A 15146-nucleotide genomic window follows, 5' to 3' on the forward strand; every position below is an offset into this window, starting at 1 on the left:
GGGCTGGGGATGTCGCTCATCATGGGGGTGATGCGCATCATCAACTTGGCCCACGGCGAGCTCATGATGGTCGCGATGTACATCACCTTCTGGGGCTTCACGCTTCTCGGGATCGACCCCTACCTGTCCCTTCTGGCCGTCTTCCCGTTGATGTTCCTGCTCGGGGTGGCGGTGCAAAAGTTCCTGCTCGAGCCCGTCATGGAAGCGGACACCGTGCTCCCCGAGAACCAGGTCCTTTTGACCGTCGGCCTCGGGCTCGTACTCGCCAACCTCGCCCTCCTCCTCTTCACCGCCGACTACCGCTCCGTCCCCGTGTCCTACGCAAGCAAGACCATCTACTGGGATATGTCGCTCGGAGGGCAGACCATCTCGCTCTCCTTCAGCTTGCCTTTCCTGGTCGCCTTTGGGATTGCCTTGGCCCTGGGTTTGCTTCTCTTCCTCTTTCTAGGCCGGACCGACACCGGCCGGATGATCCGGGCCACCGCCCAGGACAAGCGCGCCGCCGCCCTGATGGGGATAGATACCCAGCGCATCACCGCCATCACCTTCGGCCTCGGGTCCGCCCTGGTCGGGGCCGCGGGCACGCTCCTCGCCCCCGTCTACTACCTTTACCCGCAGGTGGGGGGGCAATTCACGCAGAAGGCGTTTGTTATCACCATCCTGGGCGGCTTGGGGGACATCCCGGGGGCGGTTTTGGGTGGCCTGGTGCTCGGCCTCGCGGAGTCGCTCGGCTCCGTCTACATCTCCCTCGGGTACAAGGACGCCTTCGGGTTTGTCATCTTCGTCCTCGTTCTCATTTTCATGCCGCGTGGCCTGCTCGGGAGAGGGCGGGCCTAGGGGGAAGGGATGCCCAAGAAGAGGGTCTTGGCCGCCCTCCCCCTCGCCGCCCTCCTTTTCCTCCCCGCGGCGACCCAAAACCCGTACCTGCTCCACATGGCGATCCTCTCCTTGCTCTGGGTCGTCCTCGGCCAGAGCTGGAACCTGCTCGGGGGGTACACGGGGCAGATCTCCTTCGGGCACGCCGCCTTTTTCGGGGTCGGCGCCTACACCGCCGGGATCCTGGTCAAGTCCGGCTTCTCCGCCCCCGCCGCTTGGTGGGGGCTCCCCCTCGGCGGCCTCACCGCGGCGGCGGTGGCCGCCCTCATCGGCTGGATCTGCCTCCGACTACGGGGCTCCTACTTCTCCCTCTCCGTGCTCGCGCTCTCCGAGGTCCTGCGTCTGGTGGCGGTCAACTGGAAGCAGCTCACCAACGGGGCGGAGGGCATCCTGCTCATCCCCGCCTTTACGGAGAAGATCTGGTACTACTACATCGCCCTCGGCCTCGCCGCCTTGAGCTTCGCGGTCATCCGTTGGGTGATGGGGAGCAAGGCCGGCTACTACTTCCTGGCCATCCGCGAGGACCAGGACTGCGCGGAGTCCCTCGGGATCGACACCACCAAGTACAAGCTCCTCTCGGTGTTGCTGAGCGCTTTTTTCACCGGGGTGGCGGGGGGCTTCTATCTGAACTACATGGGTTTCATCGACCCCGGGATCGTGTTCTCCGTCGCGGACATCTCGATCATGATGATCCTGGTCACGATGCTGGGGGGAGCCGCCACCAGCTTGGGCCCGGCGGTGGGAGCGGTTATCTTCATCCTCGTCTCCGAGCTCCTCCGGGTCTGGGTCAAGCAGGGGCACCTGATCTTCTTTGGGGTGCTCATGATCGGCATCATCATCTTCTTCCCCAACGGGATCGTGGGCGCGGTCCTGGATGCGCGGGCGCGACGACGAAGAGGGCCGGGAGGACCGGCGACGGCATGACCCCCCTCCTCGAGCTCGACGACGTCAGCAAGCGCTTCGGTGGCCTGATGGCCGTACGCCGCATGTCCTTTCGCCTGCAGAAGGGGGAGATCCTGGGGCTGATCGGGCCGAACGGGGCGGGGAAGACCACCATCTTCAATCTGATCAACGGTTACTTCCCGCCCGCGAGCGGAAAGATCCTCTTCCGGGGCACTCGGATCGACGGCCGCAAGCCCCACAAGGTCTGCCGGCTGGGCCTGGCCCGCACGTTCCAGGTCGTGAGGCCGCTCGCCCGCCTCAGCGTTCTCGAGAACGTCATGGTGGCGGCCTTCTCGCGGACCAATCGCCCGGAGGAAGCGCGCCGGGAAGCGTGGCAGGCGATCTCCTTCACGGAGATGGAGTGCTGGCGCGAGGCCCCCGCCCGCAGCTTGCCTCTGGGCATGCGCAAACGTTTGGAGATGGCGCGGGCGCTGGCCACCAAGCCGGAGCTGCTGCTTCTGGACGAGAACTTCGCGGGGCTCAACCCGGCCGAGGTGGAGAAAACGATCGAGATCGTCCGCAAGATTCACGCGAGCGGGGTCACGATCCTGATCATCGAGCACAACATGCGCGTCATCATGTCCATTTCCCAGCGCATCCTCTGCATCAACTACGGCGAGAAGATCGCGGAAGGGACTCCGCTGGAGATCGCGAAGGATCCGCTGGTGGTGGAGGCTTACCTCGGGAGCGCCCGTGCTTAGGGTCGAAGGCATCGACGTTGCCTACGGCGATGTCCAGGTCCTGTGGGACGTTTCCTTGGAGGTGAAGGAGGGAGAAATCGTCGCCCTCATCGGAGCGAACGGCTCCGGCAAGACCACCACCCTGATGACGATCTCAGGCCTGCTTCCTGTTGCCAAGGGCGGCGTGTTCTACGGGAAGGAGCCGATCCACACCCGGCCCGCGCATGAGATGGTGGGGCTGGGGATCGCCCACGTCCCGGAGGCGCGCCGGCTTTTCCCCGACATGACCGTCCGCGAGAACCTGCTCTTGGGCGCGCTCACCCCGGAGGCGAGAAAGAACCGTCCGCAGACGCTGGAGAAGATGTTCACCCTCTTCCCGCGGCTGAAGGAGCGCGAAAAGCAGCTCGCGGGGACCCTCTCCGGGGGCGAGCAGCAGATGGCCGCCATCGCGCGCGGGCTGATGTCGAGCCCCCGGCTGCTGATGCTCGACGAGCCCTCCCTGGGCCTCTCGCCGCTGCTGGTGAGCGAGATCTTCCGCGTCATCGAGGAGGTCCACCGGGGAGGGACCACCGTGCTGCTGGTGGAGCAGAATGTCTTCAAGACGCTGGGGATCGCCGACCGCGCCTACGTGCTCGAGAATGGCCGCATCGCGCTCACGGGGAGGGGTCGGGAGCTGCTCGCCGACGACCACGTCAAGAGGGCGTATCTCGGGCTTTGAGCAAGAGGCCGAGCTCCGGACGGTGTCGTGCCCGAAGCCGAAGAGGATCTCGACCGTAACCGCGTCTCCGAGGGGTGGCTCGCCCTTCTCCTGGGTTCGCTGTCGCGGCCGGGGGGCGCCGGCTTTTTCGGTGCTTGCACCGGGACCCCTCGGGGGGCATGATTCCAGGCCAATGGACGACGAATCCGATCTCGTTTACCTGGCGGCCGGGCCCCTGGGAGCGATCCTCCTGGGGATGGCCTTCTTCCCCTGGCGTGGGATCACCAACGCATCGAATTTCACATTCGCCTTCCTGGCCCTCACGATCTTGGTCGCGGAATACGGGGGCCGCCGGGCGGCCGTCGCCACCGCCCTGACCTCCACCCTGAGCCTGGACTTCTTCCTGACCCAGCCCTACCTGAGGCTGGAAATTGCCAACAAGGACGATGTCATCGCCTTCGTCGGCCTGGCCGCTTCCGGCCTCATCGCGGCCGCTTTCGGCTCCCAACGGGGTGAGCGGATCACCGCGCTGCGTCGCGCGCGCGCACACATGGAGGCCATCCACTCCGTCCTCCGTCGCCTAGAGAGCACCGATCCTCAGGAGCGGGTGCTAACGGAGATCGCCTCCGTGCTCCGCGTCGGGTTTCCGCTTTCCGCGGTGGTGGTTCGCAACGAAAGAGGACAGGTGGTGGCCTTTTCGGGATCGGCCACGCCCACGCCGGCGGCCCATCTCCTCCGGTCCGACGACCTCCTCTCTGGCGGGGAGCCGCCCGAGGCCCCCGGACGCATCCGCCTCCCGTTCCCGTCCGACGGTGGTCGGCTCGATCTCTACTTCCGGGACCGCCACACGGGGGCCCTCGAGATCTGGGGCAACGGGGTGGCCGCCTTGCCTGAGGAGCGTCACGTCCTGAAGGACGCGGCGCGAATCGTAGGTGCGATCCTGGGCGCCCCCGACCACGTGCAACCCTCTAGTGATCTGACCGCGAGCGCCTCCGCCCCCCTTCGCTCCTGAACCGATGGGCGCGTACCCCTTGGTCTCGGGGAAGCGGAGGCACCGAGCCGGCGGAACAGGCCCCGCAGACGCTCGGCATCAACCCTGGAGTCGGGCCGGGGTGATCTGTCGAATGCGACCTCCGCACCGGGTCCGATTCGCCCGGACCTGGCCGCCGCTGGGCGCGAGACTCCGTGCCCTCAGGTGCGCGGCGTCCCCGGCTTGTACTTCAGTACCTTGACCTTCTCCAGAGTGACCAAGCCGTCCGCCACCATCTCCTCGAGGATCGGCTCCAGCCGCTTGATGTGCTCGTCGGTGTCGACGACCTCAATGACCAGCGGCAGGTCCTGAGACAGCTCGAGCAAGTGTGCGGTGTGCACGACACTGCGCGCGCCAAAGCCGGCCAGCCCCCGCAGCACGGTTGCGCCCGCGAACGCCTCCTTGCGTAGCCGCTCGACGAGCGCGTCCGCCAAGGGCCGCCCCTTCCAACGGTCGCTCTCCCCGATGAAGATGCGGACCATCCACTGATCGCCTTCGAGGACACGCAAGATCAGCTCCCCACGAGCCAGCGCCCCGCGGCCAGGCCCAGCGCCCCCGCCAGAAGGCACAGCAGGAGGGTGGCCGCCACATTGAGTCCCGCCAGCCAGTAGGCCCCTTCGCGCAGGAACTCGATTGTCTCGTAGTTGAATGTCGAATACGTCGTGAAGCCGCCCACGACCCCGGTGGCCAGGGTCAGCCGAAGCCCCGGCGACATGAGGTTAGTGGTGAGACCGACGTGCATGATTGCCCCCAGAAGGAAGGAGCCCACGACGTTCACGGTCAGGGTCGCGTAGGGGAAGGTGGTACCGAGGATCCGGGGGGCTCCTATCGCGACCAGATATCGTGCCCCCGTTCCGAGGGCGCCCCCGAAGCAGACTAGAAGGAAACGGTCCATGGCGGAGCCCCGATCCAAGGTGTCCCCGATCGGCAAGGCCCTTTCCAATGGAGGCAAGCCAGCGACGGCCCTTCAACTTCCATGAGCACAGGGCTGATTCTATCGTGGCGCGGCGGGAAGCGCCCTTTCTGTCTGTAGGTCGAGCGGGGAACGCGGTCTTGGTCGTCCGGTTGGCTCGGCCGCGGGGTCCAAGATCGGCCAGGCCATGAATGGCCACCCGTCCTGGATGGCCAGGCCCGGCTTCCCTAAAGATGGCGCAAGGGGTCTCCCCTCTCCTCGGCGGTGGGCGGTTGCACGGCCCGACGCAAGAACTCACGGGCCAGGTGACGACCCGCGAGGCCGAAGGACAGGGCCAGGGCCAGGACGACGCCCCCGAAGAGGATGGTGAATGAAACGAGGATGATCTGCCGGCCCATGCTCAGGTGCTCCAGAGCCATGGCCACGAAGAGGATCATCACCGCCGTGTGCACGCCGGCCGCCAAGAGCCGGGCCGAGGGGAGCCCGGCGTTGACGGCGGCGATGAGAACGGTCCGCCTGAGAAATGCGCTGATCAAGGAGCCCAGGAGGACGAGACCCACGCCGATGAGAAGCTGGGGGAGGTAGTTGAAGGCCCGCGAGACGAGGTCGTTGGCAAACTGGAGGTTCAGGGTACCGATGCCGAGGAGCACGGACAGGGCGAAGACCGCCCAGGCGCCGGCGGCGGCGACCGCCTGCGAGGGGGACTGGGTGACCCCGCCCTTCTGCAGCACGACGCTGAGGCCCAACCGCGCGGCAAAGCGGTCGAACCCCAGCCGCGGCAGCAGCCGGCGCAAAAGGGTCCGGAGGGCGGCCGCGGCCAGGGCTCCCAGGGAGAGGATGAGGAGCATGGCCAGCAGGTCGGGGCCCACCGCCTCCAGCCGCTGGCCGAAGCTGCTCAATGTCCTGCCGATCACATGGTTCAGGAAGTCCCACATGTCACACCTCCTGCGCCATCCAGCGCTCGCGCAGACCGCCCTTCTGCCGAAGGAACTCGTCCGCGAGGTCGCGGACGACCGCCTCCACGTCCCCCGCCCCGTTGTCCTCGGTGCGGAGGACGAAGGAAGCCGTCCGCCCGAGGTAGAGCGGCACCAAGGAACGAAGGAGCTGGTCACCGGGCAGCACCCGGCGCTGGTACGCGAGGGCGAAGTCGTAGATGACCCGCACCCAGAGCGGGTCCGGGAAGTGGAAACCGTTGGTCGGTCGCTCCAGGGTCATGACCTCGTGGCGGGTCTCCGGGAGCAGGACTCCCTCCCAGACCTCGGAGAGGGCCTGGACCCCTTGCCGGAAGATGGTGAGCATCCGCTCGACGTTGACGGGGACCGGTTCCAGGCCGACGCCGTGGGGAAAGCCGAACAAGGGAACCTCCTCCGCGCCCAGGACGTCCCGCCAGCGTTCGTGATAGGTGCGCATCAGATCGAAGACCGACGACACGACTTGGAGCAGCATCTCCGCCAGATCCGTGCCGGGGTCCTTGGCGTCGTGGATCTTGGCCCCCAGGAAGGACTGGCAGACCCTAAACCCGTCCGCGAGAGCGGTGGTCGTCATCCAGATGTCGATGCCGAAGCGCGCGACGTTCGACTCCCACACCGGTTTCGTGAGGTAGTGGGAGGCGAGGGCGCCCGAAAAGCCGAAGTCACCCCCGATGGGCTGGCGGACGTCTCGGCCGTAGAGCGCCCGGGTCAGGGGATAGACGATGGAGTTGGTGATCGTCCCGTCGTGCTTGTGCCGCACATAGAGGGGGGCGACGAAGTCGAACCCGAGCTGCCGCACGGGACCCAGGAGAAGGTGGACCCATTCGGGGGTAATGCTCCGTAGGTCGGCGTCGAAGACCACACAGGCCTTGGCCCCCAGGCGCTCGGCGATGGCGAAGATGGTGCGGAAGGCGCTGCCCTTCCCCGGCATCCCGTGGTAAGGGGTGACGATCTTCTGCACGGGCGTGAGGGGGTGCTGCACAAGGATGGCTCCGGGGTTCGAGAAGTCCGCCGCGGCCACCGCCTCGGGGGTGCCGTCGCCGGACCCCCCGTCCGAGTTCACGATGACCGCCCGCTGGTCCGGGAAGTACTTGGCGAGCCCCGCCGCCGCCGCTCGAACCACGTGGCCGATGGTGCGGGCGTTGTTGAAGCTCGGGATCCCCACCAACACGTCGACCTCGCTGATCTCCTGGAGGCGAGCCTCGACCCCCGGGGGGAGGGGCAGGGGGTCGCTCAGCATTCCCGCGGTTGCTCACCAGGTGCCGGGGCGGGGCGGAGCCGCCGGCCGCGGAGCACCGCCATCACGGCGGCATTCCAGCCCGCGGGGCCCGGGACCGGTGCCCGCTCCGCCCGCGGCAGGCGCGCGGCGAGCACGTTGTCGATCGTCCCCGAGGGTCGGGGGATGACGATGGGCCGATCGACGCGCTCGAGCATGGCCAGGTCGTTTCCGGAGTCGCCCACCCCCACCGTCCGATAGCGCCTCCCCTCCGCCGCGAGGAGGTCGATGAGGAGGCCGAGGGCCGCCCCCTTGTCGGTGGGCCCCGTCAGATGATGGAAACGGCCGCCCTGAACCACGGTCAGCCCCCGCCGGAGCGCGGCCCGGCTGACGCGCTCCGCGTCCGCAGGATCGGCCAGAAAGGGCTCGTCCCACTCCCGCAGCCGGGCCCGAAGGGCGGCGGGGCGGGAGAGGCCCGTGATCTGCTCGATGTCGCGGGGGGCCAGAGTCGAGAAGGCCCGGATGCGCGCCCCCACTTCGGCGACGATTTCGCTCAGGACGGTCATCAGCTTCCGTCGGGGGACACCGAGGACGACGAGGTCGTAGCCGCCGCGCCGCCTCGAACCGGGAACGCGGCCGGAGAGGAGGCCGCGAGGCACGAGGAGGGCTCCCCCGTTCTCCACGATTAAGGGGAGGGGAAGGATGCCCAGACCCCGGGCCAGGTGCACGACCTCGGCTCGGGTCTTGCTGCTGGCGAGCACCAGGAGCAGCCCCTGCTCGGACAGGGCGGAGACGATGGTGAGGGCGGGGAGGGCCGCCTCGTGGGCGTAGGTATCCTCGTCAAGGAGACTCCCGTCGAGGTCGGTGGCGATCAGCAGTGGCTTCGTCAGAGCTAGCGCTTTCTCCCCGTCGAGACCAATTCGCCGTTCCGGACCGGGACATCGGCGGGCCCACGTCCCGCCGCCGCGACCAGGCGGGCGCCCGCGTCGGCCACCCCCGCCCACACCCGGGCCCAATTGGGGACGAGGGGCGCCCCGAGAGGGTCGGCCAGAAACTCGTCGATCGAGGTTCTTAGGGCAGCGAGGAAGGTCTGGACGTTCTTCTCCTCCTCGTGGCGATCGAACTCGAGCCCGTTCGTAGTGGCCACGGCGTAGCTGTCGGCCACCGCGTCTTCAGCCTCCCTCTGGTAGGCGGCGAGGAGGCTGCGGAGCAGGCCATCGGGCAGGTTGACGCCCTCCGCGGCGAGGGTGCGGAGGAGGTGCTTGATGACGTCCTTCGCCATCCGGTGGAGTCCGCCGCCGGAGTCCTCGGCGGAGAGCTCCTGGTGCTTGTGGTCATAGCGCTCCGCGAGCTCCACCTGGCAGATCCGACCCGGATCCCGGTGGCGCAGGGCCTCGAACAGGGTCACGATCTCGAGGCCCCAGTCGCAGGGTAGGCGCATGCGCTCTGCGAGGTCGCACTTCACCGCAAACTCCCCCGCCAGCGCATAGCGAAAGGCGGAGAGGTAGCCAATGTAGGGGTCGTGGCCGATGAGCCGGGTGATGGCGGCCAGAAGCGGGGTCAGAAGCAGGCGCGTGACGCGGCCGTGCAGCCGATTCGAGACCCGGGCGTAGTAGCCCTTAACGAAGTCAAAGTCGACGGTGGGGTCCACGGAGGGCAACACGAGGCGGGCCAGCATCTCGCGGCTGTAGTTCAGGACGTCGGCGTCGTGGAAAGCGATGTACTCCACCCGTTCCTCGGCCAGGAGGTAGCCGATGGCCAGCCAGCAGGCCCGCCCCTTGCCCGGTTCCCCGATGTAGAGGCCCGCAGAGGCGAGGTGGGACAGCAGCTCCCTCACGGCCGGCGACTCATTCCAGAGGATGACCTTGCGCCCGGGGTAGGGGGCGAAGAACTCGTCCGCCCGCACGTAGTCGTCGGCCGTAGCGTGGTTGAGGGAGACGACGAGGGTGTCGAGATAGGGTACTTGGGCGAGCTCGTCCAGGATTCCGGCCAGGGCGGGCCGGTCCATCTCCGCCGGGATCATAGGGATGACGAGGGCCACCGGAAAGCGGGACGTCCAGGCCAGGATGCGGTCTTCGAGCTCCGCCACCGGGCGCGCGACCAGGCGGGGCAGGGCAGTGACGGGACCACTCTGATGAACGTCGCTCATGGGACCTCCCTTTCCACAGCGCGTGCGGCCCTCCTCCCACGCGCCGCGGGCGCACGGAGAAGGACCAACTCAGACTCGAATCCAAGGTGTCCTCGTCGTGGGGGAGGGGGCGAGAGACGCCGCCCGGAGGCCTAAAGGCCTGCCTACACAGCCATTATGATCCAGGGGCGGGGAGACCGAAGTGACGGCTGTCACAACACCCGGCGTCTGTCACTCCCCCTGTCGCCGCACCACCATCAGGGTGACGTCGTCATCCCACGGTTGCCCCCCGCCGTGGGCGAGCGTGGCTTCGAGGATCCGGTCCGCGAGGTCACCGGCCGGGGTCTCGTAGTTCTCCTGGACCAGGGTCTTGAGGCGCTCCTCGCCGAAGAACTCGCCCCGGAGGCCCTTTCGCTCCACGAGACCGTCGGTGAGCAGCACCAGCACGTTGCCGGGGTCGAGGCGAAGGAAGCCTCGGCGGAAGGTGACGTCGGGCAGAGGGCCGATCACGGCCCCCCCCATCCTCAGCTCCTGCAGGCGATCTTTCCGCGCCAGGAGGGGAGGCTGGTGCCCGGCGTTGACGTAGGCGAGATTGCCGTTGGTTTCCAGCTCCCCATAAAAGAGGGACACGTAGCGGCTGGAGAGGTTGCTGCGGTGGATCACGCGGTTCAGCTTGGAGAAGACGTACTCCATGCGGAGGTGCTTCTCGAGGCCCATCCTCAGGCCCGTGACCACGTCGCGGACGAGGAGGGCGGCGGGGAGGCCATGACCGGCGGCATCCCCGACCGCGAAGCCCACGAGGTCGTGGGAGACGTGAACGAAGTCGCAGAAATCCCCGCTGACCAGCTCCGCCGGAAGCGAGCGACAGGCGATCTCGAAGCCGGGAAGGACGGGCGGCTCCTCGCGAAGGAGGCTCTCCTGCACTTCGGCCGCCTCGCGGAGGTTGCTCTGGACCCGCTCCTCAAGGAGCCGGAGGCCCAGGCCGGCCCGGAGGACGTTGAGGGCGAAGTCCACATGGTCGCGGACCCATCCTTCCTCCAGCAGGAAGAACAGGGCGTGTCGGTGCGGCCGGCGGCCGACGACGACTCCCGCCGCGGGCTGGCAGGGCAGGAGCCGGCATGTCCAGGGGGACGCCGGTTCCAGGGGATCGGCGAAGATGTAGACCCGGTGCTGAAGCACCAGGCGCAGACAGGGGCAGTCTTTGGGGACGGGGTCGACGGGGGCAGGGTATCCCCCATAGCCAATGCGCAGCTCGAAGCTGTCGCGGCGCTCGGCGTAAACGAGGACCGCGGCCAGGTGTAGTTCCCGGCTCAGCTCCGCGAAGACTTCCTCGACGAACGCCTCCAGCCGGCCCCCCTCCGGTTGTTGGTCCTGGAGCCGGTTGAAGAGACCACGGAGCCCCTGGGGTCCGAGCGTCGCCGGCTCCGAAATTAGATCGTCGTTCATGCTCGCGATTGCGCCCGGGCTCACCGCGGGACCTTCGTGTCTAGGCCGGCCACAGAACGCCCGGTGGCGTCACCACCATCACCGGCCGGCCGAGCCTGGGGAGGTCCGAGCCTGGATACCAATCGCAGGGGCCAACCCTCGCCGCACCTACACCTTAACTTCGGTGGGGGCGGGCCGGGGGTGCGTTGGGTCACACCACGGGATCGCGGGCAGGCCTTCCCCGCGCGCCCCCGGGATGCGCGGCCGCGCTGCGCGCCTCCGCGTGTCACGAACTCGACCAAGCGGGTGGAAAACCGCAGCAGATCTGGGGGACGACTAGGGAGCAGGGATGACTTAGCCGACCTTGACCAGTCTCCCGCCGATGGGGGAGATGCGCTCCTCGGGGGTGAGAATGCCCTGGAAGTTGAGGGGATCGGCGGCGGACACCGACACCGGCGTCGCGCCCGAAGGAGGCCGCTTCCGAACGGCACGCAGGAGCGTGACCGCCTCCGGAAGAGCGTATTGCTCCCCATCGAAGCCGGCGACAAATCGTCCGCCGCGGAGCTCGCCTCGAGCCTCCATGAGCCGACAGGTGCGCGCCAGCTCGCGCCAAGGGAGAGGCTGTTTCTCCCGGGCCAGGGTCTTTCGGAAGATGACGCCGGTGCGTCTCAGGAGTTGCCGGACCACGAACTCCGCGGGGGGGGCCGTGGCCGGGACCCCCGCCGGGAGCACGCTCCAGCGCCCCGCGGCGTCCCCCTGGCTTCGACCCCGCCCGGCGGAGACCATCAGCCAGCGAAAGCCGCCGAACGAGTCGCAGGTCACGCGGCCCTGGACGACCAGATCGGTCAGGTTGGCCTGCAGGTATTGAAGGGGGAGAGCCGTCACGCGGAGCAGTTCCGGGAAGAACGATGCGCCCCTCCGCGCCAGAGCCTCCGCCACCTCTCGAACCGTCCCCTCCGGCTCGGCGGCCCGCCCGCCGGCCAGGGTGGAGAGGGTGAGCCAGGGCTCTAGGTCCTCGCGCCGGACGAGAGCGATCGGCGTCCGTCGGAGGACGAGGGGTGTAGAGGCCCACAGCCGCAGCCACATCACCTCGCCCGAGAGCGTCACCTGGTCCAGCCACTGGCGTTGGTAGCCACGAATCCGGGCGGGCAGCACGCTCGCCTCCCAGAGGGCAGCCGGAACCTCGAAGCCGGCGAGCTGGCGCACGACCTCCGCCACGCCCCCCGGCCCCTCCAACCGGTCCTGGGGGTCCGCGTGCTGCCAGCAGGCCAGGAAGCGCAGGAACTCGGCCGCGGTCACGGGCTCGATCTCACGACGCAAGCGGTCCAGGGTGTAGCGCTGGATGCGCGCGAGCAGGCGCCGGTCGCACCAGGCCTGGCGCGCGTCGATGCGGGTGCGCATGACGGAGCCCTCGGCTTCGAGCTCGAGCAGGAGCGGATCGTCGCTGAATACCGGACCCAGCGCCTCCAGCCGGCCGCGCAGGACGGCCCTGGGGTCACGCGATGCCTCTGCCGCGCGCCAGCGATCTCCCTCGCAGACTGCCCGCCCTGTCGCGGCCAGCTCATCGAGCCACGGCCGCCAGCCCCGACCCTCCTCGACCGTGATGTAGCCGATCCAAAGGAGAGTCTCGTGGACCTCTTCTGCGTCCTGCGGCTGTGGCCAGGCCTCCTCGCGCACCCTCGCGATAGCCTCGGGATCGAGCGCGCCCAGCTCGTTCGCGGTACGGATGTCCAGGACCCGGCGGGCCATCACCGCCTGTGTCCGGCGCTCCTCGAGGGGAGCGTCGTCGAGGAATGAATACGGCTGGGCGGCCAGGATCCCGCGGGCGAAGGCCGAAGGCTCCGCGGTGTCCGCGGTTCGCCGCTCGATGGTGCCGTCGCGGAGCCCGCGGAGCACGTCCAGAAAACCCTCCACGTCCATGGCCTCGGTCAGGCAATCCTCGACCGTCTGGCGCACGATCGGATGTTCGGTGGGCACCTCGATGGGTCCCGCGGGCAGGGTCTCGGGGCAGGCGAGGGCCGCGGGGAAGGCGGCGGCCAGCAGGTCGTCGGCCCGCATGCGCAGCAGGGGAGGGGGAACCCTCTTCCCGTTGCGAGACCGCTCCAGCAGGAGCGACCGCTGGGCGTTCCACCGCCAGCGGGTGGGGAACATCGGGGCCGCCAGAAGAGCCTGGACGAGCACCTCGCGCGCGCTCGCGGGATGGAGGTAGTCGAACACGGTCTCCAGTTCGAAACTGTGCTGGGGACCGAGAGAAAGGACGATCGCCTCTTCGTTGGCAGCGGCCTGTAGCTCGAAACCGAACCCCACGCAAAAGCGTTTGCGCAAGGCCAAGCCCCACGCCCGGTTGATGCGTGAGCCGAAGGGGGCGTGGACGACCAGCTGCGTTCCGCCGCTCTCATCGAAGAAACGCTCGAGGATCACCCGCTTCTGGGTGGGCACCGCCCCCAGGGCGCACCGTCCGGCCTCCACGTAGTCGGCTATCTGTCGCGCCGCCCCTTCGGGGAGGGCGGCGCCGCACTCGGATTGCAGGAACGTGACCGGCTCCTGGCCGCAGTCCCCGCACTCCTCGCGCAGAGCCGCGATCTCGGCCGAGAGCTCGCGCGTCCGCCCGGGCGCCTCGCCGAGCCAGAAAGGAAGAGAGGGGGGCTGGCCCCGGGCGTCGGCGACCCGCACGATCCCCTGCTCTATCCGGAGAACCCGCCAAGACGCGTTGCCGAGTTGGAAGATGTCGCCCCGATTCGACTCCACCGCCCAGTCCTCGTTCACGGTGCCCACGAGGGTGCCCTCGGGCTCGAGCCGGACCTGGTAGTCGGCGGTGTCGGGGATGGCGCCCCCCGACATGATGGCGGGGAGCCGGGCCCGCCGGGTGGCCCGGATCCGGCCGGTCTGGCCATCACGATGCAGGAGCGCCCGCCGACCCTCGGCATGAAGGTGGACGACCTGCTCGAACTCCGCGGGCGAGAGGTCGCGATAGGGCCAGGCCCGCCGGAGGGTCGCGAATAGGTCTGCCTCGTCCCAGGGCTCGGAGACGCAGGCGGCCACAATCTGCTGGGCCAGAATGTCGAGGGGCCGCGGCGGCAACGGGGTGCGGTCAAGAATGCCCCGGCGAACGCAGCGGAGGAGGGCCGCCCCTTCCACCAGTTCGTCCAGGGTCAAGGGGAAGAACCGCCCTTTCGGTACGCGGGTCAAGGCATGCCCCGCCCGGCCCACGCGTTGCAGAAATGTCGCAATGGACCGCGTGGCGCCGACCTGGATCACAAGGTCGACCTCGCCGATGTCGATCCCCAGCTCCAGGGAAGCGGTGGCGACGAGAGCGCGCAATCGGCCCGCCTTGAGGCGCTGCTCGGCGTCGAGCCGCCGCTCCCGCGAGAGACTGCCGTGGTGGCTCGAGACCGCGTCCTCTCCCAGCAGCCTCGTGAGCTGAGCCGCTATCCGCTCCGCCATCTTGCGCGTGTTCACAAAGACGAGGGTGGTGCGGTGGCCTCGGATCAGGTCCGCCATCCGCGCGTAGATCTCTTCCCATTGCTCGTGGGAGCAGACGGTGGTAAGCGGCGAGGGCGGTACCTCCACCGCCAGGTCCAGTTCGCGGAAGGTCCCGGCGTCGACGAGGGCGCATTCGCGTTCCGCTCCGACCAGGAACCGCCCCACCTCGTCCAGCGGCTTTTGGGTGGCGGAAAGGCCCACGCGCTGGAGGGGGCGCCGCGTCAAGGCCTGTAGGCGCTCGAGGGAGAGGGCCAGATGGCTTCCCCGCTTGTCGCGCACGAGGGCGTGGATCTCGTCGACGATCACCGTCCGGACAGTGGCCATCATTCCCCGCCCGGCTTGGCTGGTGAGCAGGATGTAGAGTGACTCCGGCGTCGTGACCAGGATGTGGGGGGGCCGGCGGGCCATGGCCGCGCGCTGCCCGGCGGGCGTGTCGCCCGTTCTCACGAGCACGCGGACGGTGGGCAAGAGGGGGTCGGCGGCCGCGATCTCGGCGAGGGGGCCTTCCAGGTTCTTTTGCACGTCGTTTGAGAGAGCGCGCAGCGGGGAGACGTACAGGACCTGGGTCTGGTCGGGGAGGGGGGGCTCCTGACGCAGCAGCGAATCGATGGCGGAAAGGAAAGCCGCCAGCGTCTTGCCGGAGCCCGTGGGGGCGGCGATCAGGGTGTGTCGGCCCTCGCGGATGAGTGGCCAGCCCTCGCGCTGTGGGGGAGTGGGTTCGCCAAAGCGGCGCGCGAACCAGCTTTGAACCGCGGGGTGGAACGAAAGCAGGGAGCTCACGGGAC

Annotated in this window: 13 protein-coding genes; 5 read left to right on the forward strand and 8 right to left on the reverse strand. The window is 68.5% G+C overall.

The genetic code is table 11. From position 1 onward, the window contains the following. The 5 genes from VN461_15790 to VN461_15810 form a co-directional block, all read left to right on the forward strand. Positions 1–837 (forward strand): branched-chain amino acid ABC transporter permease (locus VN461_15790; protein ID HXB56241.1); only part of this gene is annotated, 837 nt, incomplete at its 5' end. Between the two features lie 9 nt (positions 838–846). Further along, entirely contained in the window at positions 847–1800 is a 954-nt protein-coding gene (locus tag VN461_15795) for a branched-chain amino acid ABC transporter permease (protein ID HXB56242.1), read from the forward strand. Then, the gene (locus VN461_15800) at positions 1797–2519 is read left to right on the forward strand and encodes an ABC transporter ATP-binding protein (protein ID HXB56243.1); all 723 of its coding nucleotides are present in this window, start codon (positions 1797–1799) and stop codon (positions 2517–2519) included. Before VN461_15795 ends, VN461_15800 begins: the two co-directional genes overlap by 4 nt. After that, positions 2512–3216 (forward strand): ABC transporter ATP-binding protein, encoded by a 705-nt coding sequence (locus VN461_15805; protein HXB56244.1) that lies wholly within the window; start codon positions 2512–2514, stop codon positions 3214–3216. Before VN461_15800 ends, VN461_15805 begins: the two co-directional genes overlap by 8 nt. A gap of 172 nt (positions 3217–3388) precedes the next feature. Further along, positions 3389–4207 carry a DUF4118 domain-containing protein gene (locus VN461_15810; protein HXB56245.1) on the forward strand — a complete coding sequence of 273 codons (819 nt, stop codon included), beginning with the start codon at positions 3389–3391 and terminating at the stop codon, positions 4205–4207. 179 nt (positions 4208–4386) lie between these two features. Here VN461_15810 and VN461_15815 read toward each other — a convergent pair whose 3' ends face one another. The 8 genes from VN461_15815 to VN461_15850 all read right to left on the reverse strand — a co-directional run bounded on the left by VN461_15815 (position 4387) and on the right by VN461_15850 (position 15141). Further along, the gene (locus tag VN461_15815) at positions 4387–4707 is read right to left on the reverse strand and encodes a DUF190 domain-containing protein (protein HXB56246.1); all 321 of its coding nucleotides are present in this window, start codon (positions 4705–4707) and stop codon (positions 4387–4389) included. A 29-nt stretch (positions 4708–4736) separates the two neighbouring features. Beyond that, complete coding sequence (crcB, locus tag VN461_15820; protein ID HXB56247.1) at positions 4737–5156, reverse strand: fluoride efflux transporter CrcB; 420 nt, start codon at positions 5154–5156, stop codon at positions 4737–4739. A gap of 209 nt (positions 5157–5365) precedes the next feature. After that, on the reverse strand, positions 5366–6073 hold the full coding sequence (locus VN461_15825; protein HXB56248.1) for a hypothetical protein: 708 nt from the start codon (positions 6071–6073) through the stop codon (positions 5366–5368). A gap of 1 nt (position 6074) precedes the next feature. Then, entirely contained in the window at positions 6075–7349 is a 1275-nt protein-coding gene (locus VN461_15830) for a glycosyl transferase family 2 (GenBank protein ID HXB56249.1), read from the reverse strand. Then, positions 7343–8329 (reverse strand): HAD hydrolase family protein, encoded by a 987-nt coding sequence (locus tag VN461_15835; protein HXB56250.1) that lies wholly within the window; start codon positions 8327–8329, stop codon positions 7343–7345. The genes VN461_15830 and VN461_15835 overlap by 7 nt, the downstream gene beginning before the upstream one ends. Further along, positions 8218–9474, reverse strand: coding sequence for a glycosyl transferase (locus tag VN461_15840; protein HXB56251.1), 1257 nt, complete (start codon positions 9472–9474; stop codon positions 8218–8220). The genes VN461_15835 and VN461_15840 overlap by 112 nt, the downstream gene beginning before the upstream one ends. 210 nt (positions 9475–9684) lie before the next feature. Further along, positions 9685–10923: a PP2C family protein-serine/threonine phosphatase gene (locus VN461_15845; protein ID HXB56252.1), complete on the reverse strand. Its 1239-nt coding sequence runs from the start codon at positions 10921–10923 to the stop codon at positions 9685–9687. Between the two features lie 309 nt (positions 10924–11232). Continuing rightward, positions 11233–15141, reverse strand: coding sequence for a DEAD/DEAH box helicase (locus VN461_15850; GenBank protein HXB56253.1), 3909 nt, complete (start codon positions 15139–15141; stop codon positions 11233–11235). Between the last annotated feature and the right edge of the window lie 5 nt (positions 15142–15146).

This window comes from Vicinamibacteria bacterium (assembly GCA_035570235.1).
GTDB lineage: Bacteria > Acidobacteriota > Vicinamibacteria > Fen-336 > Fen-336 > DATMML01.

What these genes read in the sequence shown, in the direction of transcription:
- VN461_15800 (HXB56243.1), top strand. Translation starts at nt 1,797, where the DNA reads ATGACCCCCCTCCTCGAGCTCGACGACGTCAGCAAGCGCTTCGGTGGC.
- VN461_15810 (HXB56245.1), top strand. Translation starts at nt 3,389, where the DNA reads ATGGACGACGAATCCGATCTCGTTTACCTGGCGGCCGGGCCCCTGGGA.
- VN461_15830 (HXB56249.1), bottom strand. Translation starts at nt 7,349, where the DNA reads ATGCTGAGCGACCCCCTGCCCCTCCCCCCGGGGGTCGAGGCTCGCCTC.
- VN461_15795 (HXB56242.1), top strand. Translation starts at nt 847, where the DNA reads ATGCCCAAGAAGAGGGTCTTGGCCGCCCTCCCCCTCGCCGCCCTCCTT.
- VN461_15825 (HXB56248.1), bottom strand. Translation starts at nt 6,073, where the DNA reads ATGTGGGACTTCCTGAACCATGTGATCGGCAGGACATTGAGCAGCTTC.
- VN461_15840 (HXB56251.1), bottom strand. Translation starts at nt 9,474, where the DNA reads ATGAGCGACGTTCATCAGAGTGGTCCCGTCACTGCCCTGCCCCGCCTG.
- VN461_15815 (HXB56246.1), bottom strand. Translation starts at nt 4,707, where the DNA reads ATGGTCCGCATCTTCATCGGGGAGAGCGACCGTTGGAAGGGGCGGCCC.